Source organism: Rhodococcus sp. 05-340-2 (genome assembly GCF_002258915.1).
Classification (GTDB): Bacteria; Actinomycetota; Actinomycetes; order Mycobacteriales; family Mycobacteriaceae; genus Rhodococcoides.
The window spans coordinates 19,809-34,897 of record NZ_NOYU01000022.1 but is presented as its reverse complement, the minus strand read 5'-3'; the positions used below and the strand labels follow the sequence as shown (position 1 = coordinate 34,897).

Genomic DNA, 15,089 nt, shown 5'->3' with positions numbered 1-15,089 from the left:
ATGCGACAGAAGATGTCCGCAAAACGACCATGCCTGCAGGAAAGTGAACAGTCACACTGGAGTAGTCGAGGTCGAAGCCGCACGAGTGGAGCCCGCGGAACGACTTGTCGAGCCGCACCGGGTCCACTCGCGGCCAGTAACACCATCGAATTCGGACGTACGAGAAACGTAAAGGAGCATGTGACAGATGTCGTTGACACAGAAGCTGACATCGTTCGCTCGCAGCCCGCAGGGCAAGAAGATGATCGATCAAGCACGTCGGTACGCGACCAAGCCCGAGAATCAGGCGAAGTTGAAGCAGCTCGGCAGCAAATTCACTAGTAGAGGTGGCCGTTCATGAACGTCGTCCCGTGGTGGGCATGGGCGGCATTCGGTGCCGTCGTCCTGATCCTGTTGGCCATCGACCTGTTGGCGCACCGCGGTGCCCACATCATCGGCTTCAAGGAAGCCGCGTGGTGGAGCGCCCTGTGGGTCGGTGTGGCCATCATCTTCGGCATCGTGGTGTTCTTCACGTTGGGAACCACGGCCGGAGTCGAATACACGACGGCTTGGTTGCTGGAGAAGAGTCTGTCCGTCGACAACCTCTTCGTCTTCGCGCTGATCTTCGGTTACTTCAAGGTTCCGCGTGAGTACCAGCACCGCGTGCTGTTCTTCGGTGTGATCGGTGCCCTGGTCTTCCGTGCGATCTTCCTGGCCGCCGGTGTGGCCATCGTCAGCAAGTTCGCTGCCGTTCTGTTCGTCTTCGCAGCCATCCTCCTCTACAGCGCTTACAAGCTGATGAAGGACGAGGACGACTCGTACGACCCGAGCACCTCGATCGCAGTTCGCCTGCTTCGCAAGATCATTCCTGTCCGCGACGAATACGAGGGCACCAAGTTCTTCGTCAAGGAAGCCGGCAAGCGGGTGGCCACGCCACTTCTCGCCGTCGTGGTGGCGATCGAAGCCGCCGACCTGGTCTTCGCAGTGGACAGCGTTCCTGCCGTTCTCGCGGTGACCGACGACCCGTTCATCGTCTACTCCTCGAACGCGTTCGCCATCCTCGGCCTTCGCGCCCTGTACTTCCTGCTCGCAGGGTTGCTCGAGAAGTTCCACTACCTGTCCAAGGGACTGGCGATCATCCTCGCCTTCATCGGCGTCAAGCTGATCCTGCAGGCCGGACACAAGGTGATCAGCACCTCGATCCCCGAGATCCCCTCGCTGGTCAGCCTGGTGGTCATCATCGTGGTCCTGGCAGGCTCGATCATCCTGAGCCTGAAGAACCCGCCGAAGGAAGACGACGAAGCAGGCAAGATCGACGAGGTCGCCGCCAACAGTCCGATCGTCGATCCGACGGATGGAACATCCACCGCCGGCACGTCGCCGACGGGAACCTCCGGTACGGATTCACCGAGACTCGACAAGTAGAAGCACCGCACGAGACATGCCCCGCCGATCTGTTCGGCCGGGGCATGTTTGTGTTCCGGGGCGTTGGGGCAATCACTGATCATGGCTGAAAAGAACTCGTACACCGTTCCCGGACTCACCTCGGAAAAGGGCGCGCGCGTCGCCGAGATCTTGCAAGATCGACTGAACGCGTACAACGACCTCCATCTGACGCTCAAGCACATTCACTGGAATGTCGTCGGACCCAACTTCATCTCGGTACACGAGATGCTCGACCCGCAGGTCGAGGCTGTTCGTGGCTTCGCAGACGATGTCGCCGAGCGCATCGCGACCCTCGGCTCCTCCGCCAAGGGCACACCGGGCACCATCGTCTCCGAGCGCACCTGGGACGACTACTCGATCGGTCGCGCGACGGCCATCGAGCACCTCGGAGCTCTCGACCTGGTCTACACCGGTGTCATCGAGACCACCCGCAAGAACATCGAAGAGGTCGGCGAGATCGACCCGGTGACCGAGGACATGCTCATCGGCCAGAGCGCGCAGCTCGAACTCTTCCACTGGTTCGTGCGGGCACACCTGGAGAACTCCGGTGGTCAGCTGTCCACCGCCAACGCGACCAGCGAGGTCGACGCGGCGAAGCAAGCAGGCTAGACACTCACACTCCAGCACCGACCTCGCCGTCAACCGGCGGGGTCGGTGCTTTTTCGTGAACCGGCGGTCAGTCGGCCGGCCTCGCTTCGTGCCCGCTGCGGCCGTGGGTTCGACGCTTTTCCTTCATCTCGGCCTCGAAGACGTGGCGACGTCCGTCGAGCAACTCGTCCCGGACGGCCCTCTCGTGCTCGCGCAACGGACTCCAGTACCCGTCGTCGAATTCTTCGACGAGCTGGAACGTCCAACGCCCCGGTGCGATGTTTCGACCGATCATGTCGTCGTCGATTCGCTGCGCGATCGCGTCGTGATCTGCATCGGCAAGTGCCTCGACGGCCTCGCCCAGCAGCAGGTCGGAATGTCCCATCAGTTGGTGGAACGAGTAGAGATGTCCCCGGGCCCGCTCCACGCACTCGAGCGCCTCGGACATCTTTCCCACTGCGGCCACGGTCGCGTCGTCCACGCCGCTCGGGCGCCGATGTTCGGCCGATGGGGTCTCGTGTGACGGCTGTGCACCGATCTCTGTATCCATTGGCGAGGACTACCCCGATCACCCCGGCACTACCCGCGCGCGCTTCGATGATTACTGCGGGCTGTCACGGGTATAGCTCCTCGTGAACGGATAGAACAATCGATTTCGAGGAGTTCACCATGGCTGATTTCATCGACAAGGCAAAGCACAAGGCAGAAGAGCTCGTGGGCGAAGCCAAGGAAAAGATCGGCCACAAGACCGACAACGACGACCTTGCTGCCGAAGGCGCAAAGGATCAGGCGTCGGGCAAGACCAAGCAGGTCGGCGACGACGTCTCGGACGCCGCAGGCAACATCAAGGACAAGTTCACGAACTGATCGTCTCGATCGGTCGTACCGAAACCCCGCACCAAGGCCGAGGCCGTGAAGGTGCGGGGTTTCCTCGTCCCTTGGCCACTCGTCACATCGGCGGATTCGGCAGCGGCATCGGACGGCCGAAGAGCCAGCCCTGACCGAGGGTTGCTCCCAGCGACACGGCTCGACGTAGATGCCTAGGGGTTTCGATTCCTTCGGCCAGCAGAACGGCATCACTCGACCGAACATAGGCCCGCACCTGCCGCACCGCGGCACGTGAGCGATACGGGGACCGGACGATCGACGCGTCCAGTTTGACGATGTCCGGCGCGACCGAGTCCAACAGTTCCAACGTTGCAGGTGTGGCACCGACATCGTCCATGGCCACCGACATGCCGCGAGCGCGGGCTCCTCGAACCAGGGTCATCAACAACGGGACGTTTCGGTCGAGGTCTCGCTCGGTGATCTCGAGGACGACGTCGAGGTCGTCGCCGATCGCATCGAGGTGGACATCGACGTCGCGTTCGTCGACGAAACAGCCCGGCTCGATGTTGATAAAGAAGCGCACCCGACGCGAGTACGCGCGCTCGCGCGCCGCGCGGAGTGCAGCGGCGCGGCACGCGACATCGACGCGACCCACCATCCCGCGCTCTCGCGCCAGCGCGAACACGTCCTCGGGTACGGCCAGACTAGGAGACGGCCACCTGGCCAGAGCCTCGTATCCGACGACTGCCCCGGTGGCCAGTTCTACGACGGGCTGAAACAGAGCCGCCACGGACTCCACCTGATCGAGCGCCGCCGACGCTGCGAGCACCGCGCCGTCCGGCGCGGTCACAGTGATCGCTCGTCCACCGGGCGGCGGGCTTCGAGGCGGTCTGCGATCAGAGCAGCGTGCAGCCTTCGCAGACCGGACGGCTTCATCGGATCGAGTCCGGTGAGCTGCTCCACCCTCTTCAAGCGGTAGTCGACGGTGTTGGGATGCACCGTCAGCCAGGTGGCCGTCTTCTTTCGGTTGGAGTCCGAGTCGACGAACGCTTGCAGAGTCGGCAACAGGTCGACCGAATCGCGCAGCGGATCTATCAGTGTCACAAGATGTTTGCGACCCAGGCCCGGCCTGCTCACCTGGTACTCGAACACGAGATCCGAAATCCGGTACGTCCCGGGTGCGTACCGGAGGCGACGCACGAGACTCAGCAGTTCGTACAGGTGGGGCGAGGTCGTGGCGATGTCGTCGATCGCGGCCGACCCGGTCGTCGCGGTCACCGGCACCTGGCCCGCTTCGGCCAGACGATCGACCAGTTCGCCGATGTCGACACCGGGGACGTCGGGCAGCAGGACGGTACCGCCGGTGGGACCGATGGACGCGATGGGCGCGCAGGTCGCGTCGAACGTGGCCAGCGCAGTGTGGATTCTTCGTAGCTTTCGAGCCGCCATCATCGCGGCGTCGATCCGTCGGCCACCTTCGTCGACGTGGGTCGGAAAGTGCAGGGCGACAACGTGATAGTCCTCGGCGAGCAGCGTACCCATCCGGTCGGCGATCTTGCGGGCCGTGCCGTCACCGGTGAGCAACGCGTCGAGCAGTTCCACGTCGTGACGGGGACCGTTCTGAGTCAGCGTCCTGAATTCGGCCAGGTAGGCGTCGGCCACGGCTGCGGTGACGACATCCAACAGCTCCATGATCAGGACGGTTCCGTCGACGAGCCGATCGTCGGCACCCTCGTCGACCGCGCGCGGTGCCTGTCGCACAGCCAGTGCGCAGCCCTCGTTGATCGCATGTTGAATACGGCCGAGCGGTACGCCGTCACGCGCCCACCGGGTTGCTGCGTCGCGAAAGACGTCCATCGCACCGGGTATCGGCAGCCGACCGGACTCGAGGACTCCGATCGCCAGCTCGCAGCAGGTCGTCGTCATGTCGTCGAGCTCACCGCGGGCGCACTCGCGCGGCGGTGGTGTGTCCTCGGGTTCGCCGAAGTGCTGATCCAGCATGCGTGCGGCCGTCTCTCGCGGCGTCCGCAGACGATCGGACGCCCGTCGCCCACTGACGAACTCCTCCTGCGACACCTGCACGCTCCCTGCTGCCGTCACCGAAGACCCCACCCCTCGAACTCGAAACCTGCTTCAGGTTTGTTTCCCCGCCCCGCCGGCATCGTTCGACGATCGCTCGGCCCCGACCTCGCGTGACTGCATCCGTATCGACCGACGCCGAGCGGGATGCGGACACACGAACAGTAGAACAAAAATCAAACCTGCGGATTGTTTCGACGATTATATCCGGCAGTCCATCTTGAATCGGGACATCAGCTCACTTGTGACGTTCTCTCACATATGAGACATCGGTTGCGGGCGGATTCCAAACGCCTGGCAGGAGAGCGCAATCGACCGAAATCCGCGTTTACTGTTCCGCCTTGTCCAACAACCTCGTCGAAAGTCAGGCTCCATGACCACTTCTCGGACCACCTTCCGCACGACGCGGAAGGCAACGACGGTGCGCGCTGCAATGATCGCGGCAATGGCGTGCTCACTCACCCTCGGTGCCGGTGTTGCAGCACAGGCACAGCCCGCCACCACGCCCGCTCCGCCCGCCACCGTGCAGGGCGACACAGTTGTTCCGCCCGATCCGACCGAGGCATCGCCCAAGGCAGCCGACCAGGGCATCGCCCAGCCGAACATCGAATCCGCCGCTCCCGCGACGATCACCTACGACCCCCGGACCGAGACCAAGGGCTACGGACCGGAACAGAAGAACTTCCTGGCCGGATTCCTCTACAGCCTCGTCAACCCCGACGTCGCGCCTCAGGGTGCGAACGACTGGAACTGCAAGCCGTCCGTAGCCCACCCGCGCCCGGTCGTGCTACTGCACGGCACGTGGGAGAACGCGTACAACAACTTCGCTCGTATGTCGCCTGCCCTGAAGAAGGAGGGCTACTGCATCTTCGCGCTGAACTACGGAGACGGCGACGCCAGCGTCGTCGGCAACCTCCCGTCGCTGCGCGGCACCGCGTCCGTGGCGTCGAGCGCCAAGGAGATCGCCACCTACGTCGATGCAGTACGTACTGCCACCGGTTCCGCACAGGTCGACATCGTCGGCCATTCGCAGGGTGGACTCGTCACCCGTCAGTACCTGCGCTTCGAAGGCGGTGCCAACCCGGCCGACCCGACGAAGAACAAGGTGAACACCGTCGTCAGCGTCGCCGGCTCGAACCACGGAACGACCCTCGTCGGAATCGGCACCCTGGGCCGCACGATCAACAACATCGGCCTCAACGTGCTCGGCGTCGTCGGGGCCATCGCCGGACCCGCAGCCTCGGATCAGGTCATCGACTCGGACTTGGTCAAGGGATTGGCAGTGGGCGGAGACACCGACCCCGGCATCAAGTACACCGTGATCGGCACCAAGTACGACGAGGTCGTCACCCCGTACAAGACGACGTTCCTCACCGCAGGCCCCGGCGCCACGGTCAACAACATCACCCTGCAGGACGGCTGCGGAATCGATCTGTCGGACCACCTGTCGATCTCGGTCTCGCCTCGCGCGATCGGCATCGTGAAGAATGCACTGGATCCGAAGGGCTTCCCCACGAAGTCGATCCCGTGTGCATTCAACTCACCGATCACCGGCGGCTAGTTCACCTCGGTGAGGGCGATCGGCCATCGACGCCGGTCGCCCTCACTGCTGCGCGGGCACCCATCCGAGCAGGGGCCCGAGCGTGTGTGCCATGTCGGTCAGGATCTGTACGTAGTCCTCGTGGTCGAAGCTGAACGGCAATGCGAACGCCACCTCGTCCACCTCACGAAACGACCTGTCGGCGTACAACTTCTCGGCGATCCTGTCCGAAGTCCCGACGAGGTCGGGCGCGAACAACATCCGAGCCGGACCCTGCGGCTCTAGCGTGCGCGCGAATCGCCCACGCGCGTACTCCTCGTACTTGGCCGTTTGCGAAGGACTCGCACTGTCGGTCGGAATCACCACCAAACCCTGCGAGACCCTCGCATCGCCCCCGGCCGGGTGGAACTCCCGAAAGCGCCGAATGTGCGAGAGCTGGATGTCGTCGAAATCGGTCGACTCCTCTGCGCGCACCACACTGCTGACCAGAAGATTCATCTCGTTCTCACCGGCCCACTGCGCCGACCGCAGGCTCGCTCCCCCGTACCACATTCGACTGCGCAGACCGGGTGAATACGGCTGCACGCGAGCGGAATACGACTCGATACCCTCCGTCCCCGACCACGCCGACGCCGGCTCTCCGGCAACGAACCCGAGCAGCCTCGATACCCGTTCGTACCCGAAATCCTCGCTATCGGCGGTGTCGGGATAGAGCGAATGTTTGACCCGCTCGAACTGCATCGGTTGTCCCACACTGACTCCGGGATTGATCCGCCCACCGGACAACACGTCGACGGTCGCCAGATCTTCGGCGAGCCGCAGGGGGTTCTCCCAACCCAGCGGTGTCACCGCCGTACCGAGCGCTATCCGGTCGGTACGCTGCGATGCCGCAGCCATGACTGCGATGGGTGAGGAAATTCCGAACTGCAGGTGACGATGCCGAAGCCACGCGCTGTCGAAGCCCAACTGCTCACCGAGTTCGATGATGTTCAGCGTCGATTCGTGGCCGCGTGCCGGATCGGACTCGTCGAACAGCCCGATCGTGAGAAATCCGAGCGACCGCAACGGACGAGAAGGCGTAGGCACGTCGAGACTCCATTCGGCCGAATTTCGACCCAGCCTAAACGAATCGGTCGGCCGTGCGGCGAATCCCGGAGCCGTCGAACTCGACGAGGCCGCGAGCGGCGAAGGCGTCGAGCCAGCCGATCATCGGCCACCGACCCCATCGATCGAAGAACGTGCGCGCATTGGCGACGATGTCGTCGAGATGTTCCACCGGAGGATCGGAGACCGGATGGAACTGGTGGTAGGCGTGCGCCCCGCCGACCCACCGCAACCCCATGCCCGACGCCTCCGCAGTGGCTGCGAAATCGGTGTCCTCACCGCCGTAGCCGGTGTAGTCCTCGCAGAAGCCGCCGAGTTCGGTCCAGGTCGCTGCCCCGACCGCGAAAGACAGCGACCAGAAGAGATCGAAGTTGTCTCCGTGCTCGACGGTGTCGACCGGCGGGTTCGGCCGCGCCGGATGCGGTGAGGTCAGCGACGTCAGAGCCTCGCCCTCGACACCGATGTCCTTCTCTTTCAGGTAGGTCACCGGACCGCAGAGCAGGGATCGTTCGTTGCCTGGCAGCGTTACCGTCCGGCGGTATCGCTCGATCATGTCGGGGCCAGGAATGCAGTCGACGTCCAGGAACACCAACAGTTCTCCGCCCCGTTCGAGGGCTGCGGCCGCGCCCCGATTGCGGGCGCGAGCCAGCGGGAGCGGACTCTGTGCGGACAAGTCGATACACGTCGCCGCCGAACCCGATCGAGCGAGCACGTCGACGATCGCGTGGTCGCCCATAGAGACGACGACGTGCTCCACCTGCTCTTCCGTCGATGTGCCCAGACCGCGCACCTGAGCGGCCAGGTGCTCGTGTCGACCGGACACCACGGTGACGACGACGGTCTTCACTGTCGCACCGTTCGAGGTGCTGCCAGCTCGATCGCCCTGGCGGCACGGGCGGGCGCTCCCTCGGTACGCAACGCGGACCACCCTCGGCCACCGATCTCGCGGGCGCGATTCGCCGTGGCGTGCCACCGAGCGACGGAGGGCCACGAGTCGAGAACTTCGGCGAACGGTCCGCGCGCCAGTGCCGCCGCGGTGGCCGACTGCTCGCCGAAGGGTCGAGCCTGCGGCACGACGATGGCGGGCGCGCCCGAGGCGGCGACGTCGGCAACAGCGTTCTGGCCGGCGTGCGTGACGACGAGTGCTGCCGAACACAACACCGGCCACACGTCGTCCACCCAGTCGCCGCCTGCGACGCCGAGTGCGCGGAACTCGAAGCGGGCGTCCACTGCCGACCACGAGTCCACCAGGTCTCGGGTCAGCGCCGTGCCACCGGCGGCACCGAGAACCACCACCGTCGGATCGGCGTGGGCGCCGACGCGCTCACGTTCGGCGAACCGGCTGATCGAGCCTGCATAGGTGGTCTTCTCGGCGAAGGGGCGCAGCCAGGCCGGGTCGTAGACCTCGCGGGACCACGGCGCGACGATGCGGGTCGCTGCCCGATAGGCAAGATTGTGGATCGGATCGTCCCGCTCCCCCGGAATTGCCATCACGATCACGCGAACGCCCATGAGCCGCAAGAACATCGCGACCTCCACCGAGACGTCGACCACCACTGCCCGCGGCCGCTCGCGCGCCACCCAGTCCGCGATGATCGCCATCCGCTCGGTCAGACCGTCCACGCCGTGAGGAGCCCAGTGCAGCACTCCGCCTGCCGAACTATCCTGTGCCACAGCGTCCGTGGAGTCGTCCACATCGAGTGGTAACGAGAGCCATTCGGCCGCCGCATGCCCCGGAGGTCGAGTTCTCGAGGACAGCACGGTCACCGGTTCCGACATCGAGCGTGCGATGGCGTCGGATCGGGTGATATGACCGACCCCATGGTGATGCGCGTAGTAGCCGATCACGCGATCGCGAGTCGTTCGTCGACGGAGTCGGCGGACGCGGCCAGTGTCGAGTGGTAGAGCGCCTCGTACTCGTCCACCATCCGATCCATCGAGCACACCTTCTCCGCCCGCGCCCGGACGTCGGACCTCTTCAGCGCTGCCGCCGCGGGGATCGCTGCGGCGAGGCCATGAACGTCGTCGGCCGCCACCAGAACTCCCGACAAGCCATCGACGATCTCCGGTATGCCGCCTCTGGCGAACGCGGCGACCGGAGTGCCACAGGCCAGTGCTTCGGCCACCACCAGGCCGTACGGTTCGGACCAGACCGGCGAGACCAGCGCGACCTCGGCACCCGCCACCAATGCCGCCAGGGCGGGCTGATCGAGGTGCCCGACGTACTGGATGTTTTCGTCGAGCATCGGCTCGACGCACTCGTGGAAGTACTCGAGATTGCTCAGCGGGCCGGCGATACGCAGCGAGCGGCCCGCTTCCTTCGCAGCCGCAATGGCCAGGTGCAACCCCTTCTCCGGGACCACCCGACCCGACCACACCACGTAGTCACCGCCGGTGCCGAACGGCCAGTCCGCCAACGAGATTCCGTTGCGAATGACGACGGTTCCGTCGGTGACATCGGCCCACTGCGAGGCAGCGAACTCGCTGACCGCGGCAAATGTGTTGGCACGGGGAGGGGCCAACGCAACTGCGGACTCCAGCCACGCGAACGGAGGTGTGTGCAGTGTCGTCACCATCGGTACCGACAGCGTCGCCGACATCGCCAGCGGAAGGTAGTGCAGGCTGTGGTTGTGCACGATGTCGAAGGACCGAGACAGCGTCCCGGCGAGTTCCAACATGACCGCCAGGTACGCGTGATGCTCGCGGATCGCGGTGGGAGTGATCGAAACGTCGGCGACGGAGATCGGCGTCAGATCCAGCGTTCGGACCGGCAACAGCGTCGCGTCGAGGTCGACGCTCGATCCGTCTGCAGCGAACAGACTCACCTGATGTCCACGCTCGGCGAGCGCGCGCACCAGGTTGTAGACGTGTGCCTCCAGACCGCCTGCGAATGGCTGGGCCACCGGAAAACTCGACGACGCCAGCACCGCGATGCGAAGTGGGCTCTCGTTCAACGCATCTCCTTTGTCACTGCTGAATAGATCGCTGCATGAGTTGCGGCGATTCGTTGTCGTTGCTCCGCGCGAACGTCGGAATCGACTGCCGGCGTTCGATCGGCGTGCGATGCCCGCACGGCAGCAACGAGGGTGTCGGGATCGAACGAATCGATTCCCATTCGGAAACTGTGCACCCGGGCCTGATCTGCATAGAAGCCGCAGTCGGACGCGACAACGGAGGTACCGAGATCGCGGCAGGCCTCGAGCCAGCCCGAGTGTGTGCCGAATCGGTACGGCAGCACCGAGACGTCGATCGAGGACAGATAGTCCCACAGCGCATCGTCGTCGAAACGTTGGTGCACTCGCACGTCGACATCGGGAAAACTCGTGTAGTCGAGCAACTTTGCGCCGACCGTCGGGCTGTACCAATGGCTGGAGGACTCGAACACGGCCTCGTCGATGTCCAACCGGACGGTGGCGTCGGGCAGAGATCGAGCGGCCTCGACCACCGCATCCATCACAGCCAACGGATCCATGTTGGACCGCAGGTTCTTGGCGTGTACGCCGATGACGAACGAGTCCGACGCCGCGCGCGGTAGAGCCATCCGCTCGAGCGGCACGACGTGCGGATGGTCGACCACCGTTGCCTCGACGCCCCACCGCTCGCGAATCCAGGCAGCGGCTCCCGCGGTGAGGGTGATGACGGCGGCGGCGGCGCGAACCAGTACGTCCAACTGTCGCAGGTGATCGGCGTTGTCGGCGAAATGGGGATTGTGCAGGTCGTGGACGGTCAGAACCAACGGCTGACGGTGGGCGCGCAGATGGTCGACCGTACGGGTGAGCTCGTCCGGCGCGAAGGACTCGAACCCGAAATGCACGTGTAGAACATCGAAGTGCACGTCGGTCTGCTCGGCGAGCCACTGAGCATCGAGCAGTCGTGGGGGCCACCACTGGCCGGGTACGTCGACTCGGGCGGGGGCCGGATCGGGCAGCACGACCACCGATGTGTCGCCGGACTGCGCGGCGTTGCCGACGACGGGCTGCAGGTGCCGGACATAGGCGTGCGAGGACGGAACCGATGCGACGCGAATCATGAATTCCTTCGGGTACGAGCAGGCGGATCGTGCCTGGTCCCGACACGCGATACGTTGCCAGTACCCAGTTGCACCCGGATTCAATCGGGGTTGGCGAAGCCCGTTCACCGGGTCTACGTTGACGAGAGAATGGTCCAACACGAACGAGCACACGACGTCGGGGCAAGCATGGACGGTCGCACCCGCCACTACGGCGACTTCTACGAACTGGTGGACAACCCGGGTCTCCGCGCCCAGGACGACAGACCGCTTCTGCTCGTCTGGGGAAATTGCCAGGCCGAGGCGCTGCGTATCCTCCTCGCTTCCGATCCGGCCATGCCGCTGCGCACGGTGCGCATCCCTCCTGTGCACGAGCTGGAATCCTCGGACCTGCCCCACGTCGACCGCCTCGTGCGTCAGGCGTCGGTGCTGCTCACCCAGCCGGTACGAGCCGGCTATCGGTCACTGCCGCTGGGGGTGCCCGACCTCACGGAAGCACTCGCACCCGACGCCACCGTCGTCCGGTGGCCGGTGCTCAGATACGCGGGGCTGCACCCCTTCCAAGTCATCGTTCGACACCCGAGCGACCCCGCTGCGGTCCCGAACATGGTGCCGTACCACGACTTACGGACGATTCTCGCCGCCCGTCGCGGCCTCGGCGGCGACGAGGACTGGGATCGATCGGTCTCGGACGACGGTCTGCGACAGGCAGCCGAGGCGAGCCTCGACGAGTTGCGGCGACGCGAACGCCGGGACACCGACATCGTCGCCTCCGATCTGTTCGGAGGTGCCGGGAGCAACGCCACCCACACGATCAATCATGCGACCAATGTGGTGCTCTGTGCCCTTGCCCAACGGATACTCGATCAGTTGGATACCGGCAGCACGGTCCGGGATCCGGGACGCGAGTTGCTCGGAGGTGTTCGCGCGCCAGTCGAGAGACGAGTGTTGAATGCTCTTGACCTGCAGGGTGATTCGCGGCCGAATTGGTCGGTGGACGGCGCTCCTCTGTCGCCGGATTCCGTTCACCGCGCTCACCTGCAGTGGTACGCAGATCGTCCCGAATTCGTCGGTGCGGCGCTCGAACGTCACGCGGAGCTGATCCGAACACTGGAGCTGACACCGTGACCGGCACGGTACATCATCTGGCGATGGGGCCGAACGAGCACGGTGTCGTCCGCTGCGCACGCGAATTGGCCTCCGCAACAGCGAGTCCGGTGGTGTCGGATCTCGAGCATCCTCCGCTCGACACTCCCCTCCACGTGCACTTCACCGACCGGCTGTTCGGCCGAACTGCAGGGGAGGCAGCGGATGCTTTCGTCGCCTTCGCGCAGCGGCATCGTGCACCGATCACCGTCACGGTGCACGATGTTCCGCAGGCATCCGACGGCCACGCGTTCGAGGCGCGGAAGGACTGCTATCGACGGGTGGCACACTGCGCCTCGGCCGTCGTCGTCTCCAGCATGCACGAGCGGCTGCTGCTCGAGGACGTCCTGGATCGTCGGCACGACGTTCGGGTGATCCCGCTCCCGATCGGACGCGCGGCGGCGCGGACCGAGGACCGCGTCGCCCCGCGAAGAATGGTCGGAATACTCGGATTCGTCTATCCGGGCAAGGGGCACGAGGAGGTCCTCGATGCCATGACGTCGCTGGACACCGATGTCGACGTTCTCTCGATCGGGTCCGCGTCACCGGGCCACGAATCCATGATCGGCGAACTCGGTCGTGCTGCAGAGCAACTCGGGCGATCGTTCACCTCGACCGGTTTCGTTCCCGATGTCGCGCTGAACGAGCTCCTGCGGTCGGTTGCGATTCCCGTCGCATTCCACCGACACGTATCGGCATCGGGTTCGATCAATTCCTGGATCGCGGCAGGCCGTCGACCACTCGTCCCGCGCGGTCGATACGTGGAGGAAATGGAGGCCAACTCCCCCGGCGCGCTGTGGATTCACGAGAATTCGGTCGAGGGTCTCGCCGCTGCGATGGCAGAGGCTCTGCTCCATCCCGACAGGACATGGCAGCGGCACGACGTGGTCACCTACCCCACGCTCGAGCAGGCCGCCGCGCTGTACCGCGGATTGTTCGACGAACGATGTGCGACAACGGCGACGGAGCTACCCGACGGCCGGTGGGTGGTACCGAGCAATCGGTGGGATCTCGCCGAGCCCGTCGATCGGGATCCGCGAGTGTCCGTGGTGATCCCGTACTTTCGCCAGCAGCGTCAGCTGGAGTTCGTACTCACTGCGCTCACACTGCAGAGCTACCCGGCCTCCCTGCTACAGGTGATCGTGGCCGACGACGGGTCCCACGAAGCACCGGACGTCGATGCCTTTCGGCCCGCTCTCGACATCACCGTCGTTCGACAGGAGGATCTCGGCTTTCGCGCAGCGGCTGCGCGCAATCTCGGCGCATCGGTCGCCGACGGGGAGATCCTGTGTTTTCTGGACGCGGACACCGTCCCCGAACCCGGGTACATCGCGGAATCGGTACGGCTGACAGGGGCCCTTCCCGATGCCCTCACCGTGGGTCGGCGACGGCACGCCGATCTGACGGGCTGGTCCGCCGAGGACGTGGCCGGATGGTTCGGCGGCGGATCGTCCGGGCCGCCGGAGTTGTCCGAGCCTGCGTGGCTTCGGGACGGGTATTCGCACTCGCGAGACTTGCTCGATGCCGATCGACGTTCGTACCGGTACATCATCAGCGCCGTCATGTCGTGCAGCCGTCAGCTGTTCTCCGAGATCGGTGGATTCGACGAGACCTTCGTCGGATACGGCGGAGAGGACTGGGATTTCGCACATCGCGCGTACGACGCAGGCGCCGTCCTCGCGCACCTGCCCCGAGCGGTCGCCTGGCACGACGGACCCGAATGGGCCGAGCGGACGGGCGGGGATCGCGAACGCAAGAATCTCGAAGCCCTGATGCTGTCCTCGCGCATCACCGACCCTGCCGCTCGCACGCACGGCCTCGTCTACGCCGTGCCCGAGATCGTCGTGATCGTCGATTCCGCCGGACACAGTTCGGCTTCGCTGCTCGCCACCGTCGGTTCCGTTCTGCGCGAGCGAGATTGCGCGGTGTGGATGGACGGTCCGGACGCGGCGACGTTACGAGAGCCGTGGGGCGACGTCGACCCACGCATTCATCTGGGTCGCCCTGCCGACACCGGTCGCAGCCACGTCGTCGTGCACGTGCGCGGACTCGTGTTGTTCGGTGATCACGCTCTGCGCCGAATGCTGGCAACCGGCGCCGATCGCATGACCGTGGACGTCGGCGGCAGCGGTGTCGTCGAGTGTCGCAGTTCGCGTTCGAGTGCGCGTGCGGCGCGGTGGGCCGATGCGCTCGGTCGCGATCCGCTCGACGTGGCCGGAGAGCTCTTCGGGCACATGCACCGCACGGCCGTCGAATTCGGGATCTCGACCGGTGAACATCAACCGAATCTGTCCTGGTGATGGCGAATACGGTGTGGTGGCCACTGATGGAAGAATGGGAGTCCGCGCTCGTCGGGGACGACGTAACAGC

The 15,089-nt window shown here is 65.0% G+C and carries 15 protein-coding genes; 7 read left to right on the top strand and 8 right to left on the bottom strand.

The window, feature by feature from the left end; translation table 11 throughout:
• Positions 1-187 precede the first annotated feature (187 nt).
• The 3 genes from CH271_RS28810 to CH271_RS10995 all read left to right on the top strand — a co-directional run bounded on the left by CH271_RS28810 (position 188) and on the right by CH271_RS10995 (position 2,034).
• The gene (locus CH271_RS28810) at positions 188-340 is read left to right on the top strand and encodes a hypothetical protein (protein ID WP_170945704.1); all 153 of its coding nucleotides are present in this window, start codon (positions 188-190) and stop codon (positions 338-340) included.
• On the top strand, positions 337-1,404 hold the full coding sequence (locus tag CH271_RS11000; protein ID WP_037190659.1) for a TerC family protein: 1,068 nt from the start codon (positions 337-339) through the stop codon (positions 1,402-1,404). The genes CH271_RS28810 and CH271_RS11000 overlap by 4 nt, the downstream gene beginning before the upstream one ends.
• A gap of 81 nt (positions 1,405-1,485) precedes the next feature.
• Complete coding sequence (locus tag CH271_RS10995) at positions 1,486-2,034, top strand: Dps family protein (protein ID WP_037190670.1); 549 nt, start codon at positions 1,486-1,488, stop codon at positions 2,032-2,034.
• Positions 2,035-2,101: 67 nt separating this feature from the next.
• Here CH271_RS10995 and CH271_RS10990 read toward each other — a convergent pair whose 3' ends face one another.
• The gene (locus tag CH271_RS10990) at positions 2,102-2,563 is read right to left on the bottom strand and encodes a hypothetical protein (protein ID WP_037190657.1); all 462 of its coding nucleotides are present in this window, start codon (positions 2,561-2,563) and stop codon (positions 2,102-2,104) included.
• A gap of 119 nt (positions 2,564-2,682) precedes the next feature.
• On the opposite strand from CH271_RS10990, the gene CH271_RS10985 reads away from it, so the two are divergent.
• Positions 2,683-2,880, top strand: coding sequence for a CsbD family protein (locus CH271_RS10985; protein ID WP_027496220.1), 198 nt, complete (start codon positions 2,683-2,685; stop codon positions 2,878-2,880).
• An 82-nt stretch (positions 2,881-2,962) separates the two neighbouring features.
• Here CH271_RS10985 and CH271_RS10980 read toward each other — a convergent pair whose 3' ends face one another.
• Positions 2,963-3,691 (bottom strand): EAL domain-containing protein, encoded by a 729-nt coding sequence (locus CH271_RS10980; protein ID WP_256986361.1) that lies wholly within the window; start codon positions 3,689-3,691, stop codon positions 2,963-2,965.
• Complete coding sequence (locus tag CH271_RS10975) at positions 3,688-4,941, bottom strand: PucR family transcriptional regulator (RefSeq protein ID WP_143546043.1); 1,254 nt, start codon at positions 4,939-4,941, stop codon at positions 3,688-3,690. The genes CH271_RS10980 and CH271_RS10975 overlap by 4 nt, the downstream gene beginning before the upstream one ends.
• 352 nt (positions 4,942-5,293) lie before the next feature.
• On the opposite strand from CH271_RS10975, the gene CH271_RS10970 reads away from it, so the two are divergent.
• Entirely contained in the window at positions 5,294-6,481 is a 1,188-nt protein-coding gene (locus CH271_RS10970; RefSeq protein ID WP_094633606.1) for an esterase/lipase family protein, read from the top strand.
• Between the two features lie 42 nt (positions 6,482-6,523).
• Here the strand turns inward: CH271_RS10970 and CH271_RS10965 are convergent, their stop codons facing one another.
• Genes CH271_RS10965 through CH271_RS10945 form a run of 5 tightly spaced genes read right to left on the bottom strand, consistent with a single transcriptional unit; the run spans position 6,524 to position 11,594 of the window.
• Entirely contained in the window at positions 6,524-7,546 is a 1,023-nt protein-coding gene (locus CH271_RS10965) for an LLM class flavin-dependent oxidoreductase (protein WP_094633605.1), read from the bottom strand.
• Positions 7,547-7,580: 34 nt separating this feature from the next.
• Complete coding sequence (locus CH271_RS10960) at positions 7,581-8,411, bottom strand: galactosyltransferase-related protein (protein ID WP_094633604.1); 831 nt, start codon at positions 8,409-8,411, stop codon at positions 7,581-7,583.
• Complete coding sequence (locus CH271_RS10955; RefSeq protein ID WP_094633603.1) at positions 8,408-9,412, bottom strand: glycosyltransferase; 1,005 nt, start codon at positions 9,410-9,412, stop codon at positions 8,408-8,410. Before CH271_RS10955 ends, CH271_RS10960 begins: the two co-directional genes overlap by 4 nt.
• A complete protein-coding gene (locus CH271_RS10950; RefSeq protein ID WP_037190648.1) occupies positions 9,409-10,518 on the bottom strand; it encodes a glycosyltransferase in 1,110 nt (369 codons plus the stop codon). The genes CH271_RS10955 and CH271_RS10950 overlap by 4 nt, the downstream gene beginning before the upstream one ends.
• Positions 10,515-11,594, bottom strand: coding sequence for a glycosyltransferase (locus tag CH271_RS10945; protein ID WP_094633787.1), 1,080 nt, complete (start codon positions 11,592-11,594; stop codon positions 10,515-10,517). Before CH271_RS10945 ends, CH271_RS10950 begins: the two co-directional genes overlap by 4 nt.
• A gap of 168 nt (positions 11,595-11,762) precedes the next feature.
• On the opposite strand from CH271_RS10945, the gene CH271_RS10940 reads away from it, so the two are divergent.
• Positions 11,763-12,701 (top strand): WcbI family polysaccharide biosynthesis putative acetyltransferase, encoded by a 939-nt coding sequence (locus tag CH271_RS10940; protein ID WP_256986360.1) that lies wholly within the window; start codon positions 11,763-11,765, stop codon positions 12,699-12,701.
• The gene (locus tag CH271_RS29290) at positions 12,698-15,019 is read left to right on the top strand and encodes a glycosyltransferase (protein ID WP_256986359.1); all 2,322 of its coding nucleotides are present in this window, start codon (positions 12,698-12,700) and stop codon (positions 15,017-15,019) included. The genes CH271_RS10940 and CH271_RS29290 overlap by 4 nt, the downstream gene beginning before the upstream one ends.
• Positions 15,020-15,089 lie beyond the last annotated feature (70 nt).